11 protein-coding genes are annotated in these 13,484 nt (G+C 71.2%); all 11 read right to left on the minus strand.

The window, feature by feature from the left end:
* Positions 1-5: 5 nt before the first annotated feature.
* Entirely contained in the window at positions 6-674 is a 669-nt protein-coding gene (locus VB738_RS10130; RefSeq protein WP_323305629.1) for a hypothetical protein, read from the minus strand.
* Positions 671-1,609: an exosortase/archaeosortase family protein gene (locus VB738_RS10135; protein WP_323305630.1), complete on the minus strand. Its 939-nt coding sequence runs from the start codon at positions 1,607-1,609 to the stop codon at positions 671-673. The genes VB738_RS10130 and VB738_RS10135 overlap by 4 nt, the downstream gene beginning before the upstream one ends.
* On the minus strand, positions 1,606-3,543 hold the full coding sequence (locus VB738_RS10140) for a nucleoside-diphosphate sugar epimerase/dehydratase (protein WP_323305631.1): 1,938 nt from the start codon (positions 3,541-3,543) through the stop codon (positions 1,606-1,608). Before VB738_RS10140 ends, VB738_RS10135 begins: the two co-directional genes overlap by 4 nt.
* A gap of 307 nt (positions 3,544-3,850) precedes the next feature.
* Complete coding sequence (locus VB738_RS10145) at positions 3,851-4,789, minus strand: glycosyltransferase family 4 protein (RefSeq protein ID WP_323305632.1); 939 nt, start codon at positions 4,787-4,789, stop codon at positions 3,851-3,853.
* Entirely contained in the window at positions 4,786-5,703 is a 918-nt protein-coding gene (locus tag VB738_RS10150; RefSeq protein WP_323305633.1) for a hypothetical protein, read from the minus strand. Before VB738_RS10150 ends, VB738_RS10145 begins: the two co-directional genes overlap by 4 nt.
* Positions 5,704-5,714: 11 nt before the next feature.
* Positions 5,715-6,449 (minus strand): hypothetical protein, encoded by a 735-nt coding sequence (locus VB738_RS10155; protein WP_323305634.1) that lies wholly within the window; start codon positions 6,447-6,449, stop codon positions 5,715-5,717.
* 28 nt (positions 6,450-6,477) lie between these two features.
* Positions 6,478-7,335, minus strand: coding sequence for a glycosyltransferase (locus tag VB738_RS10160; RefSeq protein ID WP_323305635.1), 858 nt, complete (start codon positions 7,333-7,335; stop codon positions 6,478-6,480).
* Positions 7,332-9,083 carry a carbamoyltransferase gene (locus tag VB738_RS10165; RefSeq protein ID WP_323305636.1) on the minus strand — a complete coding sequence of 584 codons (1,752 nt, stop codon included), beginning with the start codon at positions 9,081-9,083 and terminating at the stop codon, positions 7,332-7,334. The genes VB738_RS10160 and VB738_RS10165 overlap by 4 nt, the downstream gene beginning before the upstream one ends.
* Before the next feature lie 294 nt (positions 9,084-9,377).
* Entirely contained in the window at positions 9,378-11,219 is a 1,842-nt protein-coding gene (gene asnB, locus VB738_RS10170) for an asparagine synthase (glutamine-hydrolyzing) (RefSeq protein ID WP_323305637.1), read from the minus strand.
* Positions 11,220-11,224: 5 nt separating this feature from the next.
* Complete coding sequence (locus VB738_RS10175; RefSeq protein ID WP_323305638.1) at positions 11,225-12,445, minus strand: glycosyltransferase family 4 protein; 1,221 nt, start codon at positions 12,443-12,445, stop codon at positions 11,225-11,227.
* Positions 12,442-13,476, minus strand: coding sequence for a GDP-mannose 4,6-dehydratase (locus VB738_RS10180; RefSeq protein WP_323305639.1), 1,035 nt, complete (start codon positions 13,474-13,476; stop codon positions 12,442-12,444). The genes VB738_RS10175 and VB738_RS10180 overlap by 4 nt, the downstream gene beginning before the upstream one ends.
* Positions 13,477-13,484 lie beyond the last annotated feature (8 nt).

Genomic DNA, 13,484 nt, shown 5'->3' on the forward strand with positions numbered 1-13,484 from the left:
TCCGCTCACGTGTGGGTTCGCAACACCGGCTCCACCAGGGCCAGCACCTGCTGCCATAGGCGCTCGGAAGGGGGCTCCCCTCTGGGCCCGCGCAGGCTGATCAGGGTGCAGGCGTAGGTGCGATTGGGCTGGAGCCCGATCACGCGCTCAACGGCAGCCTGCCTGCCGACCGCCCGACGATCGGCGATGGTGCTGAGCTGCTCCCGGGTGACACCGAAAGGCCGATGCAGGCCTGGGACAGCCACCAGACACGTCTGGAGGGTGGGACGATCCTGGGCCAGGCCCCGTGCGGTCGGAACCGGCGTGCCGATCAGGCGACGCTGGCGGAGTTTCAGGCTGGCGTGATTCCGGCCGATGGTCCCGGCCTGGAAGTTGAACCGCTGCCGCACCGCGCCGGCCATCATGGTCAGCTCAAACCCCTCCCGCAGGGGCAGGACCACCGGTGCCGAGGTTGCCAGCTCGTAGCTGCGCTTTGCCGGCCAGGGGGATGTGAGGCTGGGCCGGCCCGCCTCCGGCAGCAACTCGGCCCCGCGCAGCGCCTCCTCCAGCTGCTCAGCCGGCAGGGGGCGAGGAGCGGCGGGCCAGCGTGGCAGGACGATGGCCTGGGCCGCCAGAAGGGCGGCGACGGTGGCGAGGGTGCCGTACCAACGCACCAGAAGGGGAGGAGTGATCATGCTCCCTCCCCCGGTTGCGGTGGTGCGGGCAGGGGGGGAAGCTCCCGTTCCAGCAGCCGCATGTAGACCATGCCGAAGATCAGGACCGCCACCCCGGAAAAGACGAGGGAGCCGGTGCTCTCGTGGAAGAAATCGAACAGCCAGCTGCCCTTGGAGTGGCCGTTGCCCGCGAACACGGCCAGCAGCGCGATGCGGAAGGTGTTGCAGACCAGCCCGATCACCGGCGCTGCCAGCAGCACCACGGTCCGACTGCTCCGGGAGCGGATCGGGAAGGCCAGCAGAAAGATGACGCCCACGCAGAGGATCTGGGCCATCAGGTCCACCCCGTTGCACGGGCCCAGCACCCGTACCCCGCCGCCGGGCAGCAGCACGCTGCGGGCGTTCACGGTCACGTCGAGTCCCAGCACGCTCAGCCAGAGCCCCGACAGGCTCGCGGTGAGGAGGCTGATGGGCTCTTCCGGCAGGGTGCGCATCAGCAGGGCGAATCCGGGAAGCAGCATCAAGCAGAGCAGGGGATCACGGAAGCGCCCCAGGCTGGCGGGTTTTTCGGCCATCAGACCAAGGCCGAGGCCGCCGATCGGCGCCAGGGCGAACAGCAGACCGTCCCAATGGAGGATCAGCGCCGAGCGGGCCAGAACCCAGATCAGCAGCAGGCTGCCGATGACCAGTCCCCAGGCGGCCGGCCTGGGCCGGAGGTCCTCGAACTGGTCCTCCATGCAGATCACTGCCCCCCCCCACACGAGCACGGAGAACACGGTGATGTGCTCGCTCTGGCTGCTCTGGAAGACGGCGATGTTCTGGATCGCCACGGCGGCGGCCAGGGCCAGCCAGAGGTTGCGGGGCGTGGGCGGGGGAACGGCAGGGATCGCGGCCCGCCAGGCCGGGGGAATCCGCTGAAGGAGGCCGCTGGACAGTCGCTCGATGGTGTTGCTCATCGGGCCAGGGCGTCGACCAGGGGGGGCACCGGAGCACCCTCTTCAGGATCGTATTCCGGGACGAGGCGGCGCAGCAGCTCGCTGCTGGTGGCTTCGTCCCAGTGGGCGAGCGCCTCATGCAGCTGCTGGATCAATGGGCTGAGCTGTTCGCTGTCCCGATGGGGTTCGGTGGCCCTGCGGATCAGCGGATGCTGGGTGGGCTGGTCGGCGGCGCTGATCAGGAGCTCCTCGTAGAGCTTTTCACCCGGCCTCAGACCGGTGTACTGGATGGCGATGTCCCCGTCGCTGTTGTGCTCGTCGCGCACCCGCAGGCCGGAGAGCTCGATCATCTGGCGGGCCAGGTCGGCGATCCTGACCGGCTCGCCCATGTCGAGCAGGAAGAGATCGCCGCCGATGGCCATCCCCGTGGATTGGAGGACCAGCTGGACGGCCTCCGGGATGGTCATGAAGTAGCGGGTGATGGCCGGATGGGTGACGGTCACCGGCCCGCCCCTGGAGATCTGCTGGTGGAACAGGGGGATCACAGAGCCGGAGGAGCCCAGGACGTTGCCGAACCGGACCATCGAAAGGATCGGACCACCCGACCCGATCTCGGCGGCTGCGGCCTGGATCAGCAGTTCACAGATGCGCTTGCTGGCCCCCATGACATTGGTGGGGCGAACGGCTTTGTCGGTGGAGATCAGGGTGAGCCGGCTCACGCCCGAGGCCCGGGTGGCGGCGATCACGGCCTCGGTGGCGCCGATGTTGTTGGCGATGCCGGCGCAGAGGTTGGCCTCAACGAGGGGAACGTGCTTATAAGCGGCGGCATGGAAGATCGTGTCGACCCCATGCTGACGGCAGATGAGGGTGAGGCGGGCCGCGTCACAGGCATCGCCCAGGACGGCATGGAGTTCGACGCCACAGGGATGGGAGCCCAGCTCCCGCTCGATGGCGTAGAGGGCGAATTCATTGCGCTCGACGAGCAGCAGCCGGGAGGCGCCCAGGCCCACGACCTGCCGGCACAGCTCGCTGCCGATCGAGCCACCGGCGCCCGTCACCATCACCACCTTTCCCTCGACGCCGGCCTTGAGAAGCACCGGGTCGGGGTTGGAGGGTTCACGGCCGAGGAGATCCTCGATCGCCACCGGCTGCAGGTCGGAGACGATCCTCTGGCCCGTGGCCATCTGGGCCAGGGAAGGGATCGAAAGCACCTCCAGGCCCCGGTGGGTGAGCTGATCCACCAGCAGCCGTTTGCGACGCCGCGACATGGTCGGCATGGCAAGCAGGACCTTGCGCACGCCGTGGCGCTCGATCAGACGCGGCAGTCGAAGGGGCGAGTGGATCGCCATGTTCTGGAGGGTGCGGCCCTGGAGGGCCTCATCGTCATCGAGGAAGCCGACGATGCGGAAGCGGGGATCGTTGCGCAGGGCCAGCAGCAGACCCATGCCGGAGGCACCGGCGCCGTAGATCAAGGTGCCGTCACCCTGGAAGCCCCCGGGAGAGTGGTTCTCCCGTTGGTCGAGGTGATGGACCAGGACGTCGCGCAACACGATGCGGCTGGCGATGGCCCCGCCAGTGAACAGCAGCCAGTAGAGAATCCAGAAGGAGCGTGGTGGCTGGGCACCGCCGATGAGGGTGCTGATCAGCAGCAGGATCAGCACCATCGCGCCGGAGCGGGGCACCAGGCCGTAGAGGGAATGGCTGCCGGCGTAGCGGGTGAGCCCGCGGTACCAGCCCGAGACCACCAGCACCGGCAGGCCAGTGATCACGGCCAGGGGCAGCAGCAGGATCGTGGAGGGCAGAAATCCTCTCAGGGAGGTGGCGTCCGGCAGGCGCAGGATGAAGGCCCCGAGATAGGCCGTGATGATCATCAGGCCATCGAAGACCACCAGCAGCAGCCTGCGGGCCAGCAGCTGCTTCTGCACGTAACGAAGAAATGAGAGCTGGGGGATCAATCGTTCAGTTCGGCGGTGATCGACGAATCAGGAGATGAACGTGCGAAAAGTCAGGTGGAGAAAGGGGAAGGAACCGACGTCTGGATGACGGCGAGCGGAGTCCTCAGGCATCAATGAAGGGGCTGGATGCGGTTTCGGGTCCGTGGAAGGACAGCCCGGGGTAGGAACGGCCGGAGGGATTGCCGCCGGCTGGACCGACCGCGACTAGGCAATCCGCTGGAGATTGTCGTTCTCACACAGCAATAGTGTGATGGCGGAATGGATCATGGCCCTGGCAATCCCTGCTCCCTTCGAGGTTACTGCCCGTTCAAGGTGAGAAGGGGACCGCCTGGTGCCGATCGAGCCACAGGCCAACGGCCAGCTCCAGCAGCAGCAGGCCGAGCTCCAGGGGCAGGCCCCCAAGGAGCAGGGCCGCCCCCAGCAGGGTGGTGGCGCCGATGTAGAGCAGGGCCACCCGGGCATGGGGCCACCCGGCCTGATGCAGGCGCTGGTAGAGGTGCAGGCGATGGGCCTGGAAGATCGGCTGGCCGGCGGCCAGCCGGCGCAGCACGCAGAGGCAGGCGTCCCCCAGCAGCGGGAAGCCCGCCAGCAACAGGCCCAGGGCCAGGGCCGGCGTGGCCTGCTGCAGCACCATCCCGGCGATCACCGCCCCCAGAAAGGTGCTGCCCACATCCCCCATGAACACCCGTGCCGGGCTCCAGTTCCAGGCCAGGAAGCTCAGCAGGGCCCCGATCAGCGGCAGCAGGGCGTGACCACCATCGGGGGGCATGGCCAGAGCGGCCACCACCAGCAGCACCGCGGCGCAGCCGGCGACGAGCCCGTCGAGCCCGTCGCTGAAGTTGACGAAGTTGATCACCGCCGTGGCGGCGAACACCGCCGGCGGCACCAGCCACCAGGGCAGGGCCAGGGGGGTGATCGCCACCAGGGCCAGGGCCGTGGCGATCTGCACGCCGTAGCGCCAGGCGGCCGGCAGGTTGAAGCGGTCGTCCAGCAGGCCCACCAGGGCCAGCGGCAGACAGATCAGGGGAACCCAGGCCGGCCAGCCCTCCCCCGCCAGGGGAGCCAGTGCGCTGCCGACGACCACGAAGGCCACCCCCCCGCCCCTGGGGGTGGGCCGCTGGTGGGAGCTGCGGGCGTTGGGCTGATCCACCAGCCGGTGCCGCAGCAGGGGCAGCAGCCGGAGCAGCAGCAGCGCCCCGAGGCCGGCGCCCAGCAGCAGGAAGGCCGGGCCGTGCAGGACGTTCATGGCACCAGGGGGAGCACGGGGAAGGGTTCCGGAGAGGCCCCCAGGAGGCGGTGGGCCGGCGTGAAGCCGGCCAGGTCGGCGCCCATGCGCAGCACCGCCTCGAAGCGCTTCGGGGAGAGCAGCAGCAGCGGCGAGGCGAGGGCCAGGAACAGGCGCGGCGGCAGGGCCAGCAGGCGGCAGTGGCGGGCCCGATCCCCCGGGTCGGTCGCCTCCTGCAGGCGCCGGAGCATGGCGGCGTAGGTCAGGGTGTCGTCGCCGCCGAGGGGGAGGTGCACCGGCTGGGACGGGTGGAAGCCGTCCTCGGCCAGGCGGTCGGCCAGGTGCAGGGCCACGGCGGCCAGCTGGCGGCAGTGGATGGGCTGCCGCAGGCCCCCCTGGCCGGGCAGGGGCAGCAGGGGCAGGCGGCGCAGCAGCTGGCGCAGCCGGCTGAGGTTGCGATCGCCCAGGGGGCCGGCCTGGCCGTAGATGAGGGTGGGGGCCAGGATCCGCAGGGGCCGGGCGTGGGCAGCGCACGTCTGGGCCAGCGATTCCTCCGCCTGCCGCAGCCGCTGCACCAGATCCCGGTCGAAGCGATTGGTGGCGAAGCGCTTGGTGATCACCGAGGACGAGGAGCAGGCGACCACCCCCTGCAGCCGGGCGAAGCCGGCCGGATCGCGGCGGGCCCAGCGGTCCAGCCAGGGGGCGAACGACCAGATCGGGGCAAAGCTCACCAGCAACCCTGCCGGCACCTCAGCCCCGGCGCCGGTGTCCTCCAGGTCGCAGCGCAGGAACGGCGGTGCCTCGCCGCTTCCGGCCGACGGCAGCGGCGCCCGTCGGCCCGCCACGACCAGCTCCCGCCCTGCGGCGAGAGCGATCAGGGCCTGACCGCTCGGGCTGGTGGCCCCGAAGAGCGTGATCGGAGCGGGCGCGGGCATGGCCAAGGGGATCAGACGCAGTCGTTGCCGTCGAGGCGCCCGTCCCATCCGGTCAGACGCCAGAGGGAGGCGCGCAGCTGATCGCGCCAGAGGCGCAGCTGGGATTCGGGCCGCAGATCGCCGGTCTCGGCGTCGGAGCCATCCACCTGCCAGCCGGTGCCCGCGTAGACGATCCGGGAGATCGCCAGGGTTCGATCGAGGTGGGTCGGGGCGGTCACGATCGTGATGCGGCCCTGCTGGGGCCATGTCTGCAGCAGTCTGGCCAGGTGGGTGACCTGTCCCACCGTGTCGCAGCCCGGCAGCAGCCGCACGACCCTGGAGGTGTCCCGGGGCCAGAGCTGGCGGTTCCTGAGATGGTTGGTGGTGATGGCCTGGTACTCGGCGTTGCCCTGCAGCACCAGATAGGCCCCGGGCCGGTCGCGCCAGAGCAGCAGGGCGGACTGGCTGCGCCAGGGATCCTCGATGAAGACGGAGATGACGTCCGGGCCCGTGGTGGGGCCCCTCGGGACGTTCGTCACGGCCTGCCGCGAGGGCCGGGGCGAGGTGCCCCGCGTCCCCTGCCACGCGGGTGCGAAGAACCAGGCGAGGCCGCCGCCGACCCCCAGGGCCAGGATCCCCAGCCGGGTCTTCCGGTTCCACCAGAGCCGCTGCAGCAGGCTCCCTTCCCGCTGCCGGTTTTTTTTCTTTCGGACCCGTTGCCGCCGCGGTTCCCGCTCGGCCCCAGGCGGCCTTTCCTCCTCGGGCAAGGGAATCGCTGCGCAGGCCTGGACAAGCTTATCGGTCCCGTCTGGCGGGCTTCCGCCCCTGCTCAGCCCAGGGCCGCCGACTCCAGAGCCGCCGGACGTAGCGAAGGCCGAAGGGGAGGCCCCAGAGCCACCCGAAGGCCCGGCGATAGGCCAGGACGACCTCCTTCAGGCGCCGGCCGGTCTGCTGGCCACTGGCCCCATCTTCCCCCATGTGGACCAGCTCCAGATCCAGGCCCCGGGCCGCCAGGTCCCGGCTGGTGCTGAGGCGCAGGAAGTAGTCGAGGTCGGCGGAGAGCCGGAACGGTTCGGCGTACTGATCGAGTCGCCGCCGGGCCCCGGGGCCGATCAGGGTGGCCTGGTGAGGGGGGGTGGACCCCAGGAACAGGCTGAGGCGGAAGGCCCTGCAGCTGGAGAAGGCGGTGCGCCGTCCCAGCCGCGTGGCCCCGTCCGGCCCCTTGCCCGCATAGCGACCGCTGCAGACCACCAGATCCGGAGGCGGGCCCCCACGGAGTCCCCGCTGCGTCGCCTCCATGGCCTCTTCGAACACGGTGCGGGAGGGCGCCCAGTCGTCGCTGCCCCAGAACAGCAGCCAGTCCTCCGGGGGTGCGGCGCGGAAGCCATGGTTCATCGCCCCGAAGATGCCGGGAAGGGCCGGGTCCTGGGGTTGCCAGCGGAAGCGATGGTCCCGGTGACAGAGGGCTTCCAGCCAGGCCCGGTGCTCCGCTCCGCTGGGCCCGTCGATGAACAGCACCTTCCAGTGGGGCCAGCTCTGGCGCTGCAGGGAGTTCACCAGCCGCGGCAGCAGGTGGTGGGAATCGAGGGTGGGAACGATCAGGCTGAGCCCGGGGACGCCGCTGGCGGGGCCGGGTGGCGGCGTGGCGTTCACCCCTGCCGGCGGATCAGCACGTCGCCGAGCACGAGCAGGTCCATGCGGGTGCGCAGGAAGCAGTCGAGGGCCTGGGCGGGGGTGCAGACGATCGGTTCGTTCTCGTTGAACGAGGTGTTCAGCACCATCGGCACCCCGGTGAGGTCGGCGAAGGCGCGGATCAGGCGGTAGTAGCGGCCGTTGTCGGCGGCATTGACGGTCTGGAGCCGGCCGCTGCCGTCCACGTGGGTGACGGCCGGGATGCGGGACCGCTGCTCCTCGCGGATCGGGTACACCTGCATCATGAAGGGGACCTCCCCGTCGAGGCTGAACCACTCGCCCACGGCCTCGGCGAGCACCGAAGGGGCGAAGGGGCGGAACGATTCCCGGCGCTTGATCTTGAGGTTGAGGATGTCCTTCATGTCGGCGCGTCGGGGGTCGCCGAGGATCGAGCGGTGGCCCAGGGCCCTGGGGCCCCATTCCATGCGGCCGTCGAACCAGCCGATCACCAGGCCGTCGGCGATCGCCAACGCCACCTGCTCGCACAGGTCCCCCTCCTCCGGCCGCTGCAGACTGCATCCGGCCTGCTCCAGGGCCGTGCGGGTGTCCGCTCTGGCCAGCAGATCCTCCACCTCGCCGGGGGCCGGCTGGCTGCCCAGGTAGGCATGGCGCATCGGCATGGAGCGGGGCCCGCCCAGGCCGTGCCAGACCTCGAGGGCGGCGCCGAGGGCGCCCCCCGCATCGCCCGCGGCCGCCTGGACGTAGACGCGGCGGAAGGGGGTGGCCAGGGTCACCTTGCCGTTGGCCACCGAGTTGGCGCCACAGCCCCCGGCGATGCAGAGCTGGTCGCTGGGGTGGCTGCGGTGCAGGGCCTGCAGCAGGTGGAAGAAGGCCTCCTCGTACATCGCCTGGGCCGAGCGGGCGATGTCCATGTGCTGCTGCTCGAGGGGCTGATCCGCCCGACGGGCGGGCCCGAGCAGGGCTTCCAGCTCCGCACTCCAGTGGCTCCCCACCACAGGAGCGCCGTTGCTCCACTGGTGCGGCAGCTTCTGGGTGGCGTGGAGGAAGTAGCGCAGATCGAGGCGGTAGGTGCCGTCATCCTGCAGCCGGACGATGCGGCGCATCGCCTCCATCCGGGTGGGCTGGCCGTAGGGCGCCAGCCCCATCACCTTGTACTCGTCGCCGTAGTTGGGGAAGCCCAGGTACTGGGTGATCGCCGTGTAGAAGGCGCCGAGCGAGTGGGGGAACCAGATCTGGCCATCGAGGCTGAGCCGGTTGCCCTGGCCATGGCCCCAGGCACCGCTGGCGAAGTCGCCGAAGCCATCCACCGAGATCACCGCCGCTTCCTCGAACGACGAGGCGAAGAAGGCCGAGGCCAGGTGGGCCCGGTGGTGCTCCACGAAATGCAGCTGCGCCCGGATCGGCGCCCCGGGGAACGCCTGGGCCAGCTGCTGGCCCAGATCGGCCCGTTCCCGCTTGTTGCGCCAGCGGGCGATCAGGAAACGGGGATCCGGGCGGTGCCCCAGGGTGTAGGCCACCTTGCGCCAGCGGTGGGCCCCCGGCTGGGAATTGATGGCGATGTGGTCGAGGTCGGCCGGCCCGACGCCGGCATCGGCCAGGCACCAGGCGATGGCCTCGCTGGGAAAGCCGGCCCAGTGCTTGATGCGGCGGAACCGCTCCTCCTCGGCGGCGGCGACGATCACCCCGTCTCGCACCAGGGCGGCGGCCGCATCGGCGTGGAAGGCATTGATCCCCAGGATGAGCGTCATGGAGCTGCGGAACCGGATGGCGGGTGGAGGACGGTCTGGAGGGGAGCGGTCCCGCGATGGGGGGGCAGTGGAACCCTGTCCGGACCAGAGGCGCTGGGGCTGTTCCGATGGTCCCCACCATCCGGACGGCCTCGACATCCCCGGTCGGACGGCCGGATCAAGGGATGGACCGGATCAAGAGATGGAGATGGGCAGCGGATGACACCGCGCAGACGACGTCCGCCGGCGGCGGGATTCTAGGCGACCTTTCCTGAGCCACCCCGGCAATCGTCGTCGGCCACGCCGTGAACCGGCTCACGGGCGAGGTGCCGGCGAGAGGCTGAGCCCGATGTGCACCTCGAGCCAGTGCTGCAGCACCATCAGGCTCCAGCGCCGGTACCAGGGCGTCAGGTCGATTCCCCGGGGTGTGGAGGGCAGCCGCAGGGCCAGGGGCGAGGCCGGGTCGTCCAGCCACAGCTGGAACGGGAAGCGGAACCCCTGCTTGGGGCGGTTCAGGAACCAGTCGGGCAGTTCCGGCACGCTGCGGGCCAGCAGCTGCTTGCCTTCCGCCAGCCGCAGGGCGGCGGGGATCGGGGCCAGCCGGCGCTGCAGCCGGGCATCCACCAGGGGCAGGCGCAGCTCCAGCCCGGCGGCCATCGCCATCACGTCGCTGTCCGGCAGCAGCTGGTTGCGCAGGTAGCGGGTGCCCTCCAGCCAGGCCACCCCTTCGCGGCCCCCCGGCGCTTCGCCGTCGCCGCCATGGTCACCCCCGCCGCGATCCGTCGCCGTTGCTGCGGCAGCGGGATCGGGCCGGAGCCCCCAGTGCGCCAGCAGGCGCCCGGTCTCGGCGGGGGAGAACAGGCCCCGGAAGCAGCCGTAGGCCCCAGCCAGGGAGGGGGGTGCCTCCAGGAGTCCGGTGATCCGCTGCAGCCTGGCGCGACGCCCCTGGGGCAGCCGCTGCAACAGCCACGCCGCCGGCGGACCGGCGGGACCGATCAGGCGCCGCCAGTGCCGCAGCTTCGGCACCATCCGGAAGCTGGGATAGCCACCGAAGAGCTCATCGCCGCCGAGTCCGGAGAGGGCCACCTTCAGCCCGTGTTCCGTGGCCAGCCGGGCCACGCACCAGGTGTTGTAGCCGTCGATGGAGGGCTGGTCCTGGCTGGCCAGAAACGCCGGCAGCCACTGGCGGGCCTGGTCGGCCGTGAGGTTCAGGGGCGTGTGATGGGCCCCGAAGTGGGCGGCGATGCGGGCCGCCGGCCCGGATTCATCGAAACCGCCGGCTCCCGGGGTCTGGAAGCCGATGGTGAAGGTGTGCAGGCCCCGGGGGGCGAGCGCCAGCAGGGAGGCGGAATCGAGCCCGGCGCTGAGGAACAGCCCCACCGGCACATCGCTGACCATGTGGGCCGCCACCGAATCCTCAAGGGCCGAGCGGGCCAGGGCCACCGCCTCGGCCGCAGGCATGGCGCCAACGCCGGCGGCGCCCACCAGGCTCTCCGGCAGGGCCCCCCAGGGCTGAAGCGTCAGCCGACCCTGGCGCCAGCTGGCGGCGTGCCCGCAGGGAAGGCGCTGCACCCCTTCCACCAGGGTGTCGGGCTCCGGCACCGACCCGGTGGCCAGGTAGCGCCCCAGGGCCTGGCGGTTCAGGCTGGGCGCCTCGCCGTCGGCGGCCAGCAGCGCCCGCAGTTCCGAGGCGAAGGCAAGGCTGCCCCCCGGCCCGCGGCGCAGGTAGAGGGGCTTGATGCCGTGGGGATCGCGGGCAAGCAGGGCGCTGCGCTCCAGGGTGTCGTAGAGGCAGAAGGCGAACATGCCCCGCAGCGCCCCCAGGCCGTCCAGGCCCCGGCTCACCAGCCAGGCCAGCAGCACCTCCGTGTCGCCGCTGCCCCGAAAGCGCTGCCCCTCCGCCTCGAGCCGGCGACGCAGCTCGCCATGGTTGTAGATCTCTCCGTTGAACACCAGCTGCCAGCGGCCGCAGGCGGAGGCCATCGGCTGGTGGCCCAGGGGGGAGAGATCCAGGATCGCCAGGCGCCGGTGCACCAGGCAGGCCCCGGCGTCCTGCCAGACGCCGGCGTCATCCGGGCCGCGGTGGGCGAGGCGGGGGCCGACCCTGGCGGCGAACGCGCCCGGGTCCCTCCCCAGCTGGCCCGCGATGCCGCACATCGGCCCTAGGCCTCCCGAAGGGAGGGAATCCTGGCCGCGGGGGCGATCGCCTCCAGGTGGGCCCGGAAGGTGCGCCGGGCCGCCTGGGGGCTCGCCTGCTCCCGCACCCACGTGAGCGCCCCGGCGGAGAGGCGTTCGCGCAAGTCCCGATCGGCGCTGATCGCCGCGATGGCCGCCGCCATGGCGGCGGGATCGCTGGCCACCAGCTGGCCGGTGCGGCCGTCGATCACGTAGTCCTCCGGGCCGCCGCAGCGGGTGCTCACGACCGGAACGCCGCAGGCCATCGCCTCCAGGGCCGCGATGCAGAGCCCTTCCTGGTGGGAGGGGATCACGAACACATCCAGGGTCTGCAGCACCTCCGCCAGGGCGGCGGGGCCCAGACAGGGGAGGCAGCGCACCCGCTCGGCCAGTCCCATCGCCACCAGGGGGCCGCGCAGGCGAGCGACGTCCTGCTCGCCCGCCAGCACGAGCTCGACGGGGTGGCCGGCGGCGACGAGGCGGGCCACGGCCTCCAGCAGCAGGGTGATGTGCTTACGGGGATCGCCGTAGCGCCCGGCGAAGCCGACGCGCCAGGGCACCAGCCGCTCAGGGGCGGGGCGGAAGACGGCGGGATTCACCGGCATCCGCATCACCCCGTCCATCGGCCGGTGGGCCAGCGCCTCCAGGGCCCGGGCCGTGTAGCCGCTCAACGCCAGGATCCGACCCCGGGGGGCCCGCAGCACCTGGCGCTCCAGCCGCTGCAGCACCGGACCGTTGAGCATCCGATCGAGCAGCCGCCGCGGCCGGGAGAAGCCCCGGACGCGGTTGACGCGATCCTCTTCCCAGGGGGTGGCCACCCAGGCCAGGAAGGGAATCCCCAGGCGGGCGAAGGGGGTGGCACAGAGGGGATTCCCCGTCACCGACAGGTGCAGGTCGCAGCCGGCCACGAGCTCCCGCCAGGCCCGCCGCGGCAGGTAGTGGGTGAACTCCAGCTCCGGCAGCCAGGCCCCCAGGCCATGGCCCTCATGGTCGCCGTAGACGCGGCGCTCGATCCGGCCTGGCCGCCGGCCGCTGGGGACCGCGTGGAGCGGCACCGACAGACGCGGATGGGTGCTCCAGGGGGCGTACCAGGCGAAGACGGGCTCGATGTCGAGCTCCTCGAGCATCCGGGTGACGGCGGTGGTCATGGCGGGCACCCCCCCATCCACCGGCTCGATGGTGCTGACCAGGGCCCGGGGCCGCCTCATTGCCTGAGCCAGCCGAACAGATCGCGGTTGTCACGGACCCAGCGGATGAGATGGCGCACGCCGGCATCGACGCTGATCTCGGGTGCCCAGCCCAGCTGCTCGGCGGCCTTGGTGACATCGCAGATGAACACCGGCTGGTCGCCCGGCCTTGACTGGCCGCTGAGGGGCGTGAGGGTGATGGCCAGCTCCTCCTCCAGGAAGCGCAGCAGATCCCGCAGGCAGAGGGTGTTGACGGGGCCGCCACCGATGTTGAAGGCCTGGCCGCTGATGCGGTCGCGGCTGTGCCAGGCCGCTTCGTAGGCGCGGGCCAGGTCGCGCACGTCGAGCACGTCGCGGGTCTGCCAGCCGTCGCCGTAAAGGGTGATCGGCCGCTCCAGCAGGGCGGCGATGCTGAACCAGGCCACCCAGCCCTGGTCCTCGATGCCGAACTGGCGGGTGCCGTAGATGCAGGACTGGCGGAAGGCGCAGGTGTGCAGGTCGTAGATGCGGGCGTAGTCGATCGTGTACTGGTCGGCCACCCCCTTGGAGCAGCCGTAGGGGGAGTGGAAATCGAGGGGCTGGCTTTCCGGCACGCCGGCGGGGAGATCGCGGAAGCGATAGCCGTGGGGGGTCATCTCCACCGGCACCGATTCCATGCCGCCGTAGACCTTGTTGGTGGAGGCGTAGAGCACGAAGCTCTCGGGGGAATGGAGCCGTACGGCCTCCATCACGTTGAACGTGCCCAGGGCGTTGATCTCGAAATCCTCCCGGGGGTTGGTGTAGGAGGTGGTGACTGCCACCTGGGCGGCCAGATGCAGCAGCATCGAAGGACGCACGGCGGCCACCACCTCAGCAAGGGCCTCGGCCTGGCGGATGTCGACCCGGTGGAAGGCGATGGCGGGATGCTGATCGAGCAGCCAGCGAAGGTTGTCCTCGGTGCCCCGGCGGGAGAGGTTGTCGAGGATCGCCACCTCCCACCCCAGGGAAGCGAAGTGCTGGGCGGCGTTGACGCCGATGAAACCGGCGCCGCCGGTGATCAGGATCGAGGGCATCGAGAAGA

The organism is Cyanobium gracile UHCC 0139 (assembly GCF_034931325.1).
Lineage (GTDB): Bacteria > Cyanobacteriota > Cyanobacteriia > PCC-6307 > Cyanobiaceae > Cyanobium > Cyanobium gracile_B.

Coding starts and splice junctions, on each gene's coding strand:
- VB738_RS10130 (WP_323305629.1), bottom strand. CDS start 674: ATGATCACTCCTCCCCTTCTGGTGCGTTGGTACGGCACCCTCGCCACC.
- VB738_RS10150 (WP_323305633.1), bottom strand. CDS start 5,703: ATGCCCGCGCCCGCTCCGATCACGCTCTTCGGGGCCACCAGCCCGAGC.
- VB738_RS10165 (WP_323305636.1), bottom strand. CDS start 9,083: ATGACGCTCATCCTGGGGATCAATGCCTTCCACGCCGATGCGGCCGCC.
- VB738_RS10145 (WP_323305632.1), bottom strand. CDS start 4,789: ATGAACGTCCTGCACGGCCCGGCCTTCCTGCTGCTGGGCGCCGGCCTC.
- VB738_RS10175 (WP_323305638.1), bottom strand. CDS start 12,445: ATGAGGCGGCCCCGGGCCCTGGTCAGCACCATCGAGCCGGTGGATGGG.
- asnB (WP_323305637.1), bottom strand. CDS start 11,219: ATGTGCGGCATCGCGGGCCAGCTGGGGAGGGACCCGGGCGCGTTCGCC.
- VB738_RS10180 (WP_323305639.1), bottom strand. CDS start 13,476: ATGCCCTCGATCCTGATCACCGGCGGCGCCGGTTTCATCGGCGTCAAC.
- VB738_RS10135 (WP_323305630.1), bottom strand. CDS start 1,609: ATGAGCAACACCATCGAGCGACTGTCCAGCGGCCTCCTTCAGCGGATT.